Origin of the sequence: Nostoc sp. MG11 (genome assembly GCF_014904695.1) — a bacterium.
GTDB lineage: Bacteria > Cyanobacteriota > Cyanobacteriia > Cyanobacteriales > Nostocaceae > Komarekiella.
In genome coordinates, this window is the sequence record NZ_JACXXN010000004.1 from 216816 (window position 1) to 233444 (window position 16629).

A 16629-nucleotide genomic window follows, 5' to 3' on the forward strand; every position below is an offset into this window, starting at 1 on the left:
GGTTGATAGGCAAAATTATTCTGCGAATAGATCACCTTTAAGGGCCCAACTGTTCGCAGTCAAATAATCCAGTTTGAATTAAGTAGGTGGGTGCAAAAATATCTAATTATATAAAATGACGTTAAATAATTTAGTCTGTAGTATAATTTCCTTCCTGAACTATAGCCTCTATTCCATTTCAATCTTATTCATTATTTAAATAGGTTAAACTCTTATTCACAAGTTAGGAGTACTCTTAAAAAAGCTCTCTATGCATATAATCTGGCAGATAAGAGACAAAAATTTACTTATTTTTACATGATCACTTTTTTTGCCTCCGTTTACTTAATAAAAATATTTTTACTAGTAAAGTAGATTTTTTATGACATTTTATTAGTATTGAATTTCTCTAAAATTTCAGTTTATAAAAACTTTGCAATTTAATGTTAACTCTTTACAGAGGTTTCACTCTTTTACCAGAGAAAACATAGTATTTTTACTTAAGTGGAAATACTGGATCTTAATTATTTTTTTCAGAATTTAGTTTCACCAAAATCCCCACTAAAACTTTTTTATGCACAGCAGACGCCACAAAAGAGGTGTTGGTGGCTTATTAAAATGGCTATTTCTGTGCAGTCTTACCTTTTGCCTATGCTTGAGTCATGTTTCTTTAACAACTTGGCAAGCAAAATTTGAGGAAGTAATAACTGCACAAGTAAGGAATCTGAGCAGTAGTTTTCGAGAAATCCGATGGTCAGAAACCAACCATCAGCACTTTGGGAGCCTAACCGATGCCATCCATCGCCAAAAATCGGGATTTTACTTATCTACGGGGGTCTATAACCAGCTACTATCCTTGGATCTACTACAGGATCTAACCCAAATAGAAGTTCCGTTTACTGATGCCAGTCAATATGTTGATCAAGGTATTAAAAGCTATGCAGCGGGAGAGTTTCAAGATGCGATTAAACAATGGCAAATAGCTCTGGCTTTCTATCAAAAAAGTCAGAGTCCTTTGCCTGTAGGGATTATCAATAACCTAGCGAAGGCGTATCAGCATATTGGTGAAAGTGAGTTGGCGATCGCTTATTGGGAGCAGGCGATCGCTTACTATCGTCAAATCAAAGATATGCCACAGGTGGGACTAAGCCTTACACAAGAGGCTCAGGCATACAATAGCTTAAGGCAAACTGCCAAGGCGATCGCTCTTGCTAATAGTGCTTTAGAGATTACCCATACTAATAAAGATATTCCCTTGCAAGCGGCGGCTTTGGGGAGTCGTGGAGAGGCTTATCGACTTGAAGGTAATTACAAACGAGCAATTAGAGATTTAGAAAATAGCTTAAAAATTGCCCAGAAAATTAATAATGCATATTATTATTATTCTGCCCTGAAGAGTTTAGAAAATGTTTACATTAACTTAGCTCAAGTGAATTATCACCACCCTGACTCTACTATTCAAGCAGACGATAAGAACATTTCTGAGCAGTTTAGAAAACAAGCTTGGGAATATCTGCAAAAGGGTCTGAAGATTGCCCGCGATCGCGGCGATCAACTAGGTGAAATGCGCTTACTTCTCAATTCAATTTTGCTCTATCAGCGTCAGACATCAAATTTAGCTTCAAAAGCAGTACAACAAGCTTTAGTGCTGCTGGAACAACTACCAGATTCACAAGATAAAGTCTATGCAGCCATAGACTTAGCTAATCTTGTCCAATTTCCGCCTGTTGATGCAATTTCGTATTTAGTCGCATGTCCGCAGTCTCAAAGAAACTCGAAAGTTTTAGATTTACTTGTGCAAGCAGTTTCAACCGCTCAACGTTTGAAAAACTTTTCCGTCTTATCGTTTGCTATAGGAAATCTTGGCCATTTCTATGAGTGTCGGCAAGATTATCAGCAAGCTCTCAAATTAACTATACAAGCTCAAAGGACTGCTAAACAAGGTTTAAATACATTAGAAGCTCAAAATAGGCTATTTTTATGGGATTGGCAAACTGGGCGTATTTTGAAAGTACAAAATAAGGTATTTGATGCCTTTAAAGCTTATACACAAACCTTTGAAAGTTTAAAAAATACTCGCAGTAATATTTGGAATGTTCATCCATATTTACAAGTAGAATTTCGAGATATTTTTGAACCGCTATACCGTCAGTTTATTGATATAAAGCTCAGTTTAGAAGATGACAAAATTGCCAATACAAAAGAAATTAGTAGTATTGATAATCTTAACTCTGTAATCGCTACTGTTGATAATTTACAACTAGTAGAAACACAAAATTATTGTGTGAGTGATTGTACAACAGTGGTTATTGATCAACAGGCTGATGTAATAAGACTTAGGGAAAATACGGCTATTTTTCATTCCATTATTCTAGAAAAACACACTGCAATTATAGTTAGTTTTCCTAACGGTTATAAAAAGTTTAAATGGATAAACGTTGACAGCGAAACTCTTAGAGAAGAAGTCAATAAATTTCGGATTGGACTTGAGAATTATGGTGATATAACTTACAATCCCAAGCGGGCACAGAAGTTGTACGACTGGATAGTTCGTCCTTTTGCGAAGGATTTAGAGTCATTACAGATCAAAACTCTAGTTTTCATTCAAGATGGAGTTCTTCGCAGTGTACCAATGGCGGCGCTACATGATGGTGAAAAATTCTTGGTTGAGAAGTATGCTGTTGCTACCACTCTCAGCCTGACTCTAACAAATCCTCAAACAGTGCATACCAAAAACCTGCGGGCGTTAGCTGTTGGTTTAACCAAAGATGCAATAGTTAGTGGTCGTAGATATGAGGCTTTGAGCAACGTAGCCTCAGAAATTCGTCAAGTCAAGGAGCAAATTCCGGGTAGCAAGCATTTATTGGATGAGAATTTTACAAGCGATCGCTTACAAGCCGAACTCCACAAAACTTTTTATCACATTATTCACATTGCTACTCATGGTGAGTTTGGTAACTTTCCCGAAGATACTTTTCTCGTTACAGGTGATAACGATAAGCTCACTATCTCTGAGCTATATAGGATCATTCGTAGCTTAGCCCACGGTTCTAAAACAATAGATTTACTCACGCTTACTGCTTGTGATACTGCTATTGGTAATGATCGTGCTGCTCTTGGGCTGGCTGGAGTTGCTGTACAGGCTGGTGTGAGAACAGCCCTAGCTTCGCTTTGGTCAATTAACGATGCTTCCACTGTTGAATTAGTGACTAAATTTTACGAGGCTTGGCGTCATCCTGGAGTGAGTAAAGCGCAGGCTCTACGTAAAGCTCAGCAAGCACTGATTTCTAATGGTAAAACTTCTGCCCATCCTGCCTACTGGGCTGCCTTTATTCTCATAGGTAATTGGCTGTAGGCAATTCGCTGATTTCAAATAGTTGCTGCTCTTTTAGCCAATAGTCAGGAAACAATTACGAGATTACTGTTCTTCTAGCCGATGTCAGGGAAAAAGTTTACAAGGGTTGCTGCAAAAGCTGCTGCCATCAATTGCTGATAGCGTTGCTCATGGCGATGCTGTTTAAATGCCTACGTCGTGTTTTCTCTATCTTGGCAAGATTTGTTAACAAACTGGCAACAGTCCTTCTCGTTTGTCCGCCAGGTGTGGGTAGTACTTCGTTGATGGCATCGTACCATATACCAGCTTCAGCATAGAGATTGGCTCTAAGGGAAGGTTCGTGGGTTACAGAAAGGGCATTTGAAAGAGTCTGGGGAACACGTACAACCTCTATTTCTGCCCTAGCAACTGGATTACGGGAAGGACGGTTATTATTACATAAAGTTTGCAATTGCCAAAGATATCTTTTACCTACACTTAAACCAGGCAACTCTTGTGGTAAGGAGCGCTTCATCATTCCTTGTGAACTCTGGAATTGGTACGTATAAATATTTAGCTTTTTTGGTTTGAGATTGGTGTCAAATTCGTAGAGACTAAATTGTATCGGCACAGCTTGGTTATCAGGTATAAACCAAGCAAAAGTTGGATGAAGCGAAGTGGTTCGTCCAACATGGGTTGTGGGGGCCAGTAATGTGAGCGATCGCCCACTGGTTGCTTTGCACCGTCCTCTCACACCTGATGAGTCCGAATATCCACTTGGAGGTTTTTGATCTGACGGTGGTTGATATCCAGCTAGTACGATCTGAGTTGTGCCTAGGGTCGTACTTAAAATACAACTTGTTAAAACCTTGAGATTCAAAAGTTTGTGCAAAGTCCACTTTTTGTAAGTCATAATTGGGTGCATTTCACTTTTGTAGATATAAATTGAACTACAAACTGAAGTTGCTACTTTTCGGACTTTTTCGGAGATATTTTTGTGAAACTGAAATGCTTCTATATTCATTTTCCCTCCTTTATCATTACACTGAAAAAATGATTGTAAAATTTTATAAATTAAGTTTGCTATTAATCGAGATTTATTTGCAAGCTTGAAAACATTAATTAGACATTTTGTCATATACTATTATCAAACCACACTTTATTTAATGTACTTATAATATTTATTAATGGGATAAGAGATAGTCTAAAACTTTGTTAAATAAAATTTAAATATATCTTAATTACTTGCCAATCAACAGCTTAGCAGCAGTCAAAAAGCTATTTATTAACATGTTATTCAACACTCAAAATCTCTTTTATTTCAAACATAAAATACCCAATTTAATAGAGAGTTAAAGGTGGCATAGATGTTGTAAAAGCTGTAAATACTTTTGTCCAGATGGCAATAGCACAGCATAAAGCCTTCTCTACGAGAGGCTGCGCCAACGGCATAGCTTCGCTTAGCGCGAGTCTAAGATCATTAGGGCTTGTCGTTAAAAATCGCTATGAAAAAAGTGAGCAAATACATTAATCAATAAGGGTGTTATTTTTTGGATGTCACTGAGTCTATAAGCTGTTAATATTAGGGATCAAAAAGTTTTGTCACCTCTGCATAAAATTTCCGTTATCTATATTCTCTATTTGTCAGTGATTTGTGTCACCTTTATTTTGATAATCCCTCTGATTTGTATTAAAAAATGGATTCATAAGTTTTATTAGAAATAAAAATTAAGAAATTGGCAAACTCAGTAATAGTTAAGAAGACAATTGTAAATTAACTTTGCGGCATAACATGACTTTTTGCTTTGATTTATCTACCCTCGGTAAAAAATAGTAGAATGCACTGTTTTAGAAACTAAAGAGACGTTGCATTGCAACGTCTCTACAATGGTCTACCTGTCGCATTATTTTTTTAAATTGGTATAACACCTGCCCTTCCGTGCATAACTGGGTAGAAAAGAGAATATAATCGTCCCGAACATTATTTCGTAACATTGAGATGCGCGTGAGGTTTTACGCCCGTCAATAAAAAAGCCTCCCACACAGGGAGGCTAAAAAAAGTTAGCGGAGACAACTTGTCAACCTACACCCAAACTACAGCGATCGCTCCTCCTAATGCAGAGAAAGTCGCTGAGACAATTGCTGTAGCAAATAGCCACCAAGCCGCTGTAGCTGCTGCTTTGCGGGTTTCCTCAGCTTGCCGCTGCGCTTGATGCTTCACCTCTTCTAGGCGGCGTTGGGCTTCGTGTTGTAGGCGTTCTGCACGTTGTAAAACTGTGTTGCGTGCTCGTTCAATTTGGTCGATGATCCGGTTGGCATCTTCCTCAGAGATATCTTCACGGGAACTCATGAGCGCCACTAGAGTATCACGGTCGAAAGAAGACAGGCGATCGCGCAGAGCATCAAATCCGGCTTGGGGATCTTCAAAAACTGTGCGAACATCGCGCTTGATACCGTCATAGTTGAGTTCTGGACGATCCAGGGAGTTGAGATAGTTACGAATGCGGGCAAAAACTCCGTCAATTGCATCTTGAATGCCTCGTTGGATACTCCGCACTTGTTCAACAAATTGATCGCGCACCGAGACAATGTTATCGGCAATCCGTGCCGCTTCTTCATCAGACATATCTTCCCGAATTTTCAGCAGGGCGATAATTGTCTCACGGTCAAAATGGGAAAGGCGATCGCTAAAACTTTCCACCCCAACTCGCGGATCATGCAACAGTAATTGCAAGTCGCGTTTGATGCCTTCTGGGTTGAGTTCTTCTTTACCAGTTTGCCGCAGATATTCTTGCAGATATGTTTGGAAATTTTGCACTCTTTGCTGTGTGCGGGTCGCTAGGCGACGAGGCGCACGCACAAAGTTGCTAATCGACGTTTGCAAGGAATCAATAACTTCATTAACTTGTTGCTCACTCAAGTCTTGACGCTGACTTAGCAACTTCACCAAGGTATCTCTATCTACCTGTGACAATCGACGGCGTAGTGCTACGGCTCCCTCTTTGGGGTTTTCAAACAATCTACTAAAGTCCCGCTGAATACCTTCGGGGTTCAGTTCTGTTTTGCCAGTATTCCGCAGGTAATCTGCAAGCGTGGTGGTGACAGAGTCATATTGCTCCTTAGCTTTATCCATTACAGCTTGAGGTGCATGACGAACACTATGCCACGAATGCTCGACATCATTGATGATTTGATTAATTTGGTCTTCGCTCAAATCTTGCCGTTGATTCAATAACTGCACCAAAGTATCGCGGTCAAAGCGAGACAACCGCGCCCGAATTGCACTGATTCCCGCTTGAGGATCTTCTAACAGCGTTTTCAGGTCGGCGCGAATAGCATCAGGGTTTAATTCTCCTTTACCAGTGTTACGCAAATATGATTCCACATTCAGCCACATGGTTTCTGCTTGATATTTTGCCTGATCTGCTAGTCCTTTGGATTCTACCAAGACGCGATCGCGCTGTCTTTCTAACTCATCGACAATCCTTTCTACTTCATAGACATCAATATCATTACGTTGCAGCAATATTTCCCGCATTTCTTGACGCTCTATTTGCGCTAGTCGCAGCACCAAGGTTTCATAATCTGCATCTGAGTCTGCTAATAATGGCGCAAAATCCCGCTGTATGCTTTCAGGGGTCGTCAAATCTGCTTTCGGGGTAACAAGCAGATAACTTTCGACTTTGCGTTGCAAGTCTTGTACTATCTCTCTTTCTTCAACAGCGGTAACTGTCACTAGCATTTCTTGGCGGACAGCTTCGAGTTGATTTGCAATGCGCTGAATTTGGGCTTGTGTAAGCAGTCCTCGCTGTTGCAGGATATTAGCGAAATCGTTGCGAGAAAGTCGCTCTAATTCTCTTCGCACTGTACCAGGATCGGCTGCTGGGTCGTAAATAACATCACGAAATTCTTGAGCAATTTTTTCCTGGCTCAATTGCCAAGCATAGGTGTTATGCAGATAGTTTTCTACATCGGCCCGAATTGGGCTATAGGGTTGTGATGGTGTGGGTAATCCTAGCTTATCTGCTTGTTGGGTAACTTTGTCTTTGGCTGTGGTGAGTGATCGCAAGATTTTTTCCACATCCAAATCTGACAAATCAGTGCGTCCCATAACAATACCAGTTAAGGCGGTCAAACCTTGCTGGAGTGTTTGTTGAAGAGGCCCTACGGTTGCCTTTTGGTCAGCTTCTTTAGAGCCACGTGTTTCGGCAATTAACCGTTCCAACTTGGCGTTGAGTTCATCTGTCTTGCTTTGTCCTGGTGGAAGTGATTTGAGATAGTCTATCAACTCACCCATCCGGTCTTGGGTGGGTTGATGCTGACTTACTACCTGCTGCCAAACTTTATATAACGTATCGGTTATGCGGTTAACGTCTCGTTTGGAAAGGTCGGTGCGACTACTGACTAACTCGGCAAACTTTTGGCGGTCAATATTGCTGAGGTCTGGAGTTCCGGCGATCGCTTTTAATTGCGGATCGTTGAGTAAATTTTCAAAGTCACCCCGAATTTTGGACAAATCTAACTCTGGAGGACGCAGCCTGTCTAAGTAATCTTCAATGTTATCTCGGATACTTGTGGGGTCGATTGCACTCCCTAGTTCCCGACGCACAGCAGCGGCGGCGGCTTCAGCTGTTGCCACTACTTGATTATTGACAGCTTTTGCGCCTAGTGCAGCGGTAGCTGTCCCCATAATCGCCTGAAAACCGGAAGTTGCTGTACTGACCACTGAGCCGACTACAGAACCCACAGCAGTTGAGCTTGCCAACATCAGTAGTAAAAAGTATGCAGCCCAAATCACTAACCCTAGAATCGCTCCCAGTCCTGGATCTAAAACTAGAAGGCTGAGTTTTACTGCAAGGAAAGAAGCGATTAATGAGGCGATTGTCACAGTGACTAATGTCCAAATCCCCACCGCTGTGCCAATTTTGCGAATCGTGCCCCCCAAACTTCCAACTTCTTCACTATCTGAATCCGAATTAGATGGACGACCCAGGTAGGAAATACCAGCCGCAACAGAGAGGTTTGTTAAAACCAATTGGAAAGCGAAGGCTAAAATCACACCGGAGATTAAAGCCACAAAAAAGCGCGGCCCCGAAGTGAGAACTGATGCCTGTGCTGGCGTGAAGCTTGAGCTATCTGCTGGGATCTGCGCCACCCAAAATATTGGCTTGCAGAGTCCCAACATGATTTCCGCACTTTGAAACATGTATTTCCTTCCTCTATGTTTAAATATGGGGGATTAAGAACTATGTGAGAAGCAAATCTGTATCTATTTTGTCTCTATGTGTGTACCTATGGTAATACCTAACTCTTGTAGCTCTCAGAATCCAGGAATTTAGGTGGTAAATGCATCTCTCCAAAGTTTGAAAGCTGTATCCAGCGGAAGATAGAACTTTTTTAATCTACCGATAAAAATTTCCCTTAAAAAATTTGAAGCATTATCGAGTAAAAACCCTATTAATCCTAGAATCTTACTTTTTAATTTTTAATTGCTTAGTCACAGCAATTTATTTTGTTTAAATCTATAGTTCAACTCATTAGGATTTACATTTATTTACAATTAGTTTTTGTGTCACTCTCTTAAGGTGGATTTGTCTATACCAATACGTTTATGATTATCGTCCACAAGAAGTGCTTGTATATTGTGCCCACAGGCATAAAACATCTCAGTTATAAATAGCTACATTAAAGTTAACAAACACATTGTTTAGGACAAAAAAATGGAAACTCGATCTTCCACTGATTTGCCAACAATTGCAACAGAATATAATGGCAGCGATCGCAATGCTTTTCTATTTGGTTGGACTCCTCAAGCTGAACTATGGAATGGCCGTTTTGCGATGATTGGTTTTCTTGCATATTTACTTTGGGATTTAGCTGGTTATAGCGTTCTGCGCGACGTTTTACACCTGATTGGCTACTAAAGATAAAGCATCTGAAAAACTACTGGATTTTCAAGGAAAAATACAATGGAAACTAGAGAAACTCGTCCTACTACTGATTTACCACCTGTTGCTAAAGCTTATAACGGTGTAGATCGCAATGCCTTTCTATTTGGTTTGAATCCTCAAGCCGAACTATGGAATGGTCGCCTAGCAGCAATTGGCTTTCTTGCCTATCTACTTTGGGATTTAGCTGGCTATAGTGTTCTGCGTGATGTATTGCACATCATTAGATACTAACCTTGAGTAAGGAGTTAGAAGTTATGAGTTCAAAAGTAACCGTTAATTAAAAACTCAAAACTTCCGACTCTTAATTTCTCTTTTATCATGGTTTTGGTAAGCTTAACCAAAATCGTGAGCCACTTTTGGGAAGGGGTAAATAACCAATTACTCCTCCCCAACGTTCAACTGTAATACGGCAAAAATAAAGTCCAAGTCCAGATTTACCTGGTTTAGTTTTTCCTTGAGAAAACTTTTCAAATAAAGTTTCTACCATCTCTGGCTGTACACCGGCACCTTCATCATCTATAGTCACGAGAATATATTCTTCATCTTGTTGCAAGCCAATTGTTATAGTAGACTCTGGTGGACTGTAGCGCAAAGCATTTTCTAAAAGATTAGAAATTACTCTATTCAAGCGTGATTGATCACCTATTACTTTCCAATCTACTTTCATGCCAAGATCGGCAACAATTTGGAATTGTATATTATTAACTAGACAAATGGGATTTAAAAGCTCGATAACTTCTTGTACAGAAATTAATATGTCTGGTGCTTGAGCAATATTGCATGTAAAAGATTCTAGAGATTGAATATCTGCCGAGAATGCATTTAATATGTCTCTAATCAGCATTTGTTGCTTCATAGATTGCTTCATGCCAATTTCTAAACGTTCTTTTCCTTGGTCTGTCAAATTTTCAAACTCTAACAGAGATAAACAGCAATTTATACTACTTAGCTGCCCTGCCATATCATGGATAATACAATGAATTAATACTTCTTTCTTCTGATTATCTTTTAACCATTGTTGGTAATTTAATTGATTTTCTCTAGCTTTTTGGATGATATATAGTTTTTCTTGGTATGTCTCATTGAGCAATTCAATTAAGAGTATTTTTTTATTATTGACGCAAATCGCAGAAGCTTCAAAGTGACATTCTTTTCCCGTTAAATCTGTATCAATCCATAAACCTGAACTCAGTTTAGTTGTGCGATCGCTCTGCCAAAACTCTTCAGCATCAATCAAAAAGTTTTCCAGAAAATGGAATCCTTCTTGTAGTATGAATATCTCCATTCCTGTTGTAAACTTTTGTTTATAACAATGAGTTAACCAATTTGGTACAGTCCCATTAATTTTAAATAAATTTACATTCAGCCGTTCTAATACCAAAATATTCAAGGCTGCAAAAATATCTGCTGTGATCGGGTCATTCATAGATTTGAAAGTGCCGTAACAAATTAATCTTGGCTCTTAGAGGTTGTTATACCAATAGACTAAAATCTTTAGATAAGCAGTTATAGTAGTAACGCCATCTAATTAGCATTTATCCAAGATTTTATGAGCAAGAGTTTGGAAAAGTTCTTCTACGCCTAGACCATTTTTAGCACTAGTTTTAATCACTGTCCAACCTTTCTGTTGAATTGCCTCGATTTCAACAGTATCAATGTCCCATTCATTTGTCATATCCCATTTATTCAGGACTAAAATAAACGGAACTTGTCCAATCGTGTCTTCTACTCTTGTTTGCAGATTTAAAGCTTTTTCTAGAGTACTATATCTGGTTCCATCAACTACTAATAAATAACCAGATGAACCTCGCAAGTAAGACATCCGCACATTTTGAAATTCGTCTTCTCCATAGAGATCCCAAAGTATAATATTTAATGTTTTTTCTTTAATTTTTACTATCTTCTTATCAATTTTAACTCCCAAGGTAGTGTGATAATTTTCTGAGAAAATACTATTAACAAACCGTGCTACTAAACTTGTTTTACCTGTGGCAAACGCACCTACCATACATATTTTTTTCTGGAGCATAAATTGATACTGCTTCAGTTAAGTTTATTAGTAATAATTACTTTAAAAGATACTCTGCGATCTGCTTTTTGAGCCTCTGCTGTCAATGACTGTAAAGACAGTCTTGAACTAATACCCATAGCTCTAAATTTGCTTGTATTGATTCTTTGGGAGTTAAAATGAGACAGAATTTTGTTGGCACGAGCTTGACTGAGTAGCATATTTTTTTGCTCTGTACCAGTTGTATTGGTGTGTCCTATTATTTGAATATCGACATCCTTCCCTAAATAATTGACTATATTTAACAGCTTTTGTAGTATTAATACCAAACTCTTTAGTTTATCACTTTCACCTGGTATCAACTCTATACTTCCTTCTAAAAAAAAGAGTTTTTTTTGTTCAATTTGATTTTTAAATAACTCTAGTTGCTTAAGTTCGAGTTCTACAAAACTTGTTTCCTGAAATTGAGTAATACCAGGAATAAAATGCCATGATTTTCGTGCTTCTAGAATCCATCGGCGAGGTGCAAAACCAGTGACTTGAAGAATACCGTTGTTGTCAACTTGTATTGATACAGTTTTTGGAGGTTGGAGTAATTTCTCAACTCTTTTAATGGTAAATTGTGGCTCCAAAGATAGGTAAGGTTTCCATTGACTGATAATTGTTTGTGGATCGAGATTTGTTTGCTGTATCAGTGTATTGGGATCTACTGCTAAAGGATCACGCATTCCAAAAATAAAATATTTTCCAGTTATCTGCTTAGTGCTAATCACGACAATTCCTGGCTGAGAGTTGAGTTTTTCAATATAAGCGTTCCAGCGAAATTGTTCTCTAATGGTAAAAAAGCCCCAAATGCCAGAAGCGATCGCTGTTGCACCCAAGAAAGCCCATGCGTAAGTATAATTCTTTTTATGCGGATTTTTATACTTAAATGCCAAACAGGCTTCTAAATAAGTCTTGCTCGCCTCAAATGGCTGTGTTTCACCTGCAAAATCATTAATTTCTTGACTCAACTTCAGATGTATTTTTTCTATTGCATCTTGAAAAACTAACCTTAATTCTTGAGGTGGTTTTCCCCGGATAATACTTGCAAGTAAAGCTTGCGGCCCTTCTTCAATCCAAATCGTGAGTTCTCCAAACTGTAAACTTTGGAGGACATCGCCTTTTTGCATTCTGAAAGAGTCTTGGACAAAATCTTGGATAGCCGTTAACATGGCTGAAACCAAAACCGGATCTTGAGTACCTACATTTGTCGCTACGAGATGTTGTAGCAATAATCCGGTTTTTTTATGAATCAAAAATACTTGTTCGACTCGGTAAACTAAAGTGCGAAGCAGTACAATTTCTGCAAATGATTTTCCTGTGCGGCGTGCTTCTAGTCTCCATTTAAAGCTCTGTAGTGATAGGCTATGTTCCAAGGTTTGATTTAGAGATTGAATCATCTCGTCTAGAGATGCAGAAATAGCCTTGCGAGCGGCTGGCCCGATGATGGGAAAAAACGCCTCGGAAAGTATATTGTGGTCTTGTTTAATAGAACTATGGATAGCTTCTTCTACAGTCGATACTATTGCTTCGCCCAGTAGTTTATCTTGCTTTGAGCGCAGAATAATGGCTTCTGGAAGCAGTTGACTGATATCTTCGGGTTGAATCTGGGGATTGTCTAATCGTTCATAGAGTTTGTTGAGTTTGTTCGGCTCAATATCAAAGAGCAAACTCCGAAGTTCACTCAGTTCATTTTGATTGAGAGATACGTCTGAGGACTGGCTTTTTTCCCTTAAAACTTCGCGAGATTTGTCATCTATTTTATTCTTGTAATTGTCATTCATTACCAAAATTCCCCAATTCACAATTGATATTACAGCAATTTTCAGCTTTCCTAATCTCTTGCATTAATTGGGGTTACTGTGAAAAACAGTAGAATTGTAGATTCAACTCGAAGCCCTCGCCATACAAGGGCTTAGCTCATAATATTCTCAAGCTACACAATTTTGGCGATCGCTAATCTTCTTTTAAGTATGATTAAAGTTATAAAAATTACTTCAACCAATCCTAATCCCCAGTTCCTTTTACATATCCTCTAAGACTTAGGACTTGGTATCATAATTCAAGCGGATGGCTAGCTCTGAGAACAAAGCTGCAAGATGAGAACGGTCAGTTTGATCTCTGCGTAGTTCTTTAGCTTCTCGTTCCAATAAAACTAAGATTTCTTCATATTTTTGTCGGATCTCATCTTGTAGATTTTTGGATTGGTTGAGAATCTGCTCTCGAAGCTCTCGTTGGCTATTGGTAGTTTGCTCATTAAATTGGGTAACTTTTTTCTCTAAAGACGAGGTGATATTTTTCTGTTCTTCAGCTAGTGTTTTCACAATTGCATCACGTTCTAATTGCTCAATTCTTAGCTGCTCTGTTAAAGACTCTACCTCTTTTTTGATATAAGCTTCCAAAGCGTCTAAACGTTTTTTTGTCTCATCACGCACGTTAGCAGATTCTTTAACCAGACGTTCTTCTAGACGGGTAAATTTCTTTTCAACCTCCCGCATTTGGTTGCCAACTAAAATATCTCTAACTTTATCTAAACTGTTAATTGCATTCACATTGGAATTATTATTAGATTTATTTATATCTTGATACTGTTCTGGAAAATTATTATTGATATATTCTTCTGGCGGATTCATAGATTTAACCTTTTTGAGCTTATAAGCAGAAGATAGGAACCGATTTTGCTCCTACTTTGTTGTACTAGATTCAGCTTTTAGATATTAGTCTCTACGGCAGATTCTTTAGACATAGAATAGCAGATTCTATTTCCCAAAGATAGGAATACATCTTGAGATAAGTTAAGTAGGATTATGTAATTTTAATTTTTATAAAGCGCCTCTATTGCAGTCATACAGACCATCGCTGGAAGTCGGCGCTTCAATTGAAAATCGTTGTAAATTGGCAAAGTTATTGCTAATAAAACTTGTTTTATACCTTTTCTACCTAAAGCAAAAAACGAACTAACACATACAATGCTGAAGCTACAAGTTGCAGTACCATTACTGGGATGCCGTAGTGTAGAAAAGTTTTAAACGAGATACGACGTCCGTGCTGCTCAGAAATACCGGCGGCTACGATGTTAGAGGATGCACCTACTAGTGTGCCATTACCTCCCAAAGTTGCACCAAACATCATTGCATAAAACAGTGGTAACACTTCTGGGGGAAACTGTCCTTGAAAGTCTTGTGCTAAAACCTCTGGGGGTGCTAACCCGACATTGACAATGTACTGTTTGAGTAAGGGTACCATCGCCACTACTAAAGGAATATTAGGAATCAAGCTAGATAATATCCCTACAACAAATAACAAAACCAACGAACCCAATACAATATTTTTTCCCAATATTACTGCTAATACACCTGATAAACCGTTGATTACGCCAGTCTTTTCCAATCCTCCAATTAGCACAAAAATACTCATAAAAAAAATTAATGTACTCCAGTCTACATCCCGCAATATATTGTTTACTGAATCGATTTTGCTATGGTGAGATAGAAGCAAAGCCAAAGCTGCTCCTAACAAAGCTACGGCAGCAGGCGAGATAGGAACTGGTAGAGATTCTCCAATGACAAAAAATATTAAGACGAAAGCTACAATCACTGCACCCACGCTCAAAACTCGCGGGTGATTGATTTGTGGGTGTGGTAAATTTTCGAGATTATCTAGTTGTGTATTCCAAATTTTGCGGAATAAAAATGGTAGTGTTGCTATCACGACGGCAACGGCAATTACTCCTCCCAAACTCAATTTCAATAAATAATCTGTAAAGCTGATATTTACAGCATCACCAACAATAAAGGTAGCTGGATCGCCAACTAATGTCAGCAGTCCAGCACTGTTAGCAACAAATACCATTAAAATCAGTAATGGTACAAAATTTATCCCAATTTCCTGCGCCATCGGCGGAATTAAAGGTGCTAACAACATTACCGTTGTGGCATTTGGTAACACTGCACAAATGGGAGTAACCATAGCCACGATACCCAGTAATAGACGCTTACCTTGTCCTTTAGCCAATAACACTATTTGAGTGGCTAAATAATCAAATATCTTGGTAGGTTCAAATGCCCGTACTAATACCATAACTCCGAAGAATAAACCTAATGTTCCATGACTGTTACCGATGTAACCCACAGCTTCTTGTAAAGTCATGACGTTGCTAAAAACTAGTAATAATGCCCCCAATAAAGCAGCAATTGTGAGATGCACCCATTCCGTCATGACTAAGATAATTACGCCTAAAAATGTAATAACACTTAGGTAAGCTTGCCAGTTTTCCATACCCTACCTTTTGAAGTCTCATTGGTTGTATAAGTAGCGAAATAAGCCACCTATTTATAGGTGACTTATTTACGCTCATAATTAAATTAAAAATCACTGAAATTAAGAACAGCGATTATTCATCAATACAACTGGGAATACCCAGGACGGCGCAGGGGAAATTAGAACCTAGTGCCTCAATAATAGAATGATTGATAGATTTACAACCCAAAAACAATATATCGGCAGCTTCTAATTCAACAACTTTTTTAAGTTCTGTACCAATGCAGCCAAACCGTAGATGAGATTTGAAGGAACCCTGCCATTCTTCAGCCAGACTTCGTGCTTGCCAGAGGATTCTGTCTGCTTGTTGGATAGGAGTAACAGCGGCTTGGAGTTTTGGTTGAGTTAATACGAGTGTGACAGACTTTGATACTTCGCTGATTGAACACTCTAATGGAGGCTGATTTATTGGAAGATTTAAGATATCGGGATACTGAGTGCTTTGATTATTGTCAACCACATAAACGGCTTGAACTGTGACTTGTGTGTTGGTGGCTAAACGCGTTTGGTGGGCAATCCAGAAGGCAATATCCAGCGCCGTATGACTATTTGGGGAAGCGTCATAAGCGACGATTAAGTTAACAGATTCTACTTTTTGAACTTTTTGAGAAAAGGGTTTTTTTGGCTCTGGTAATAATACCATTTGCTCAATTAAATCATCTCGACCGATGGCGCTTTGTAAACGCGCTAACATTGGCTTAATTTCCACTGCTTTTACTTCTCCTAATGAAACGAATTACAAACGAGAAGCAGGGCAACCAATTTTAGATTTTGTCCTTTGTCTTTAGCTCTTAACCAATGACTAATGACTAAAATCTTAAATTAGTTAAGGAAACCCCAATAACAACTGGTATACAGCCAAGTTTTGGAGGTTCCTTCCATTGCCTACGGAGTTAGCTGACGGGCTAAGACTGGAAGGTGTCTCTCGTAAGATTAGCCCCAAACATTGGTTCCTCCGTTTCAAATCTAGCTTTCATAAATTTGAATTAGGCTACCCACTAAAAAATGATAATCTA

Annotated in this window: 11 protein-coding genes and 1 riboswitch; of the genes, 3 read left to right on the plus strand and 8 right to left on the minus strand. The window is 38.8% G+C overall.

All coding sequences use genetic code 11. The features are described from left to right. The first annotated feature begins 553 nt into the window (after window positions 1-553). Window positions 554-3334 (plus strand): CHAT domain-containing protein, encoded by a 2781-nt coding sequence (locus tag HCR01_RS08290; protein WP_193195758.1) that lies wholly within the window; start codon window positions 554-556, stop codon window positions 3332-3334. A 127-nt stretch (window positions 3335-3461) separates the two neighbouring features. Here HCR01_RS08290 and HCR01_RS08295 read toward each other — a convergent pair whose 3' ends face one another. After that, complete coding sequence (locus HCR01_RS08295) at window positions 3462-4316, minus strand: DUF928 domain-containing protein (protein WP_226889203.1); 855 nt, start codon at window positions 4314-4316, stop codon at window positions 3462-3464. Between the two features lie 1059 nt (window positions 4317-5375). Further along, a complete protein-coding gene (locus HCR01_RS08300) occupies window positions 5376-8498 on the minus strand; it encodes an MFS transporter (RefSeq protein WP_193195759.1) in 3123 nt (1040 codons plus the stop codon). Between the two features lie 514 nt (window positions 8499-9012). On the opposite strand from HCR01_RS08300, the gene HCR01_RS08305 reads away from it, so the two are divergent. Together HCR01_RS08305 and HCR01_RS08310 are read left to right on the plus strand one after the other, a co-directional pair. Further along, window positions 9013-9216 carry a chlorophyll a/b-binding protein gene (locus tag HCR01_RS08305; protein ID WP_162397968.1) on the plus strand — a complete coding sequence of 68 codons (204 nt, stop codon included), beginning with the start codon at window positions 9013-9015 and terminating at the stop codon, window positions 9214-9216. Between the two features lie 45 nt (window positions 9217-9261). Beyond that, complete coding sequence (locus HCR01_RS08310) at window positions 9262-9474, plus strand: high light inducible protein (protein ID WP_193195760.1); 213 nt, start codon at window positions 9262-9264, stop codon at window positions 9472-9474. An 85-nt stretch (window positions 9475-9559) separates the two neighbouring features. Here HCR01_RS08310 and HCR01_RS08315 read toward each other — a convergent pair whose 3' ends face one another. The 6 genes from HCR01_RS08315 to HCR01_RS08340 form a co-directional block, all read right to left on the minus strand. Then, window positions 9560-10669, minus strand: a complete 1110-nt coding sequence (locus HCR01_RS08315; protein WP_193195761.1) for a sensor histidine kinase — start codon at window positions 10667-10669, stop codon at window positions 9560-9562. 102 nt (window positions 10670-10771) lie between these two features. Beyond that, on the minus strand, window positions 10772-11272 hold the full coding sequence (locus HCR01_RS08320) for a Rab family GTPase (protein WP_193195762.1): 501 nt from the start codon (window positions 11270-11272) through the stop codon (window positions 10772-10774). 14 nt (window positions 11273-11286) lie between these two features. Next, window positions 11287-13077, minus strand: a complete 1791-nt coding sequence (locus HCR01_RS08325) for an OmpA family protein (RefSeq protein WP_193195763.1) — start codon at window positions 13075-13077, stop codon at window positions 11287-11289. Between the two features lie 258 nt (window positions 13078-13335). Next, entirely contained in the window at window positions 13336-13926 is a 591-nt protein-coding gene (locus HCR01_RS08330) for a hypothetical protein (RefSeq protein WP_193195764.1), read from the minus strand. Between the two features lie 307 nt (window positions 13927-14233). Next, window positions 14234-15571: an ArsB/NhaD family transporter gene (locus tag HCR01_RS08335; RefSeq protein WP_193195765.1), complete on the minus strand. Its 1338-nt coding sequence runs from the start codon at window positions 15569-15571 to the stop codon at window positions 14234-14236. 115 nt (window positions 15572-15686) lie between these two features. Beyond that, complete coding sequence (locus HCR01_RS08340; RefSeq protein ID WP_193195907.1) at window positions 15687-16307, minus strand: universal stress protein; 621 nt, start codon at window positions 16305-16307, stop codon at window positions 15687-15689. A gap of 175 nt (window positions 16308-16482) precedes the next feature. Then, a riboswitch (cyclic di-AMP (ydaO/yuaA leader) is annotated at window positions 16483-16616 on the minus strand. Window positions 16617-16629: the final 13 nt, after the last annotated feature.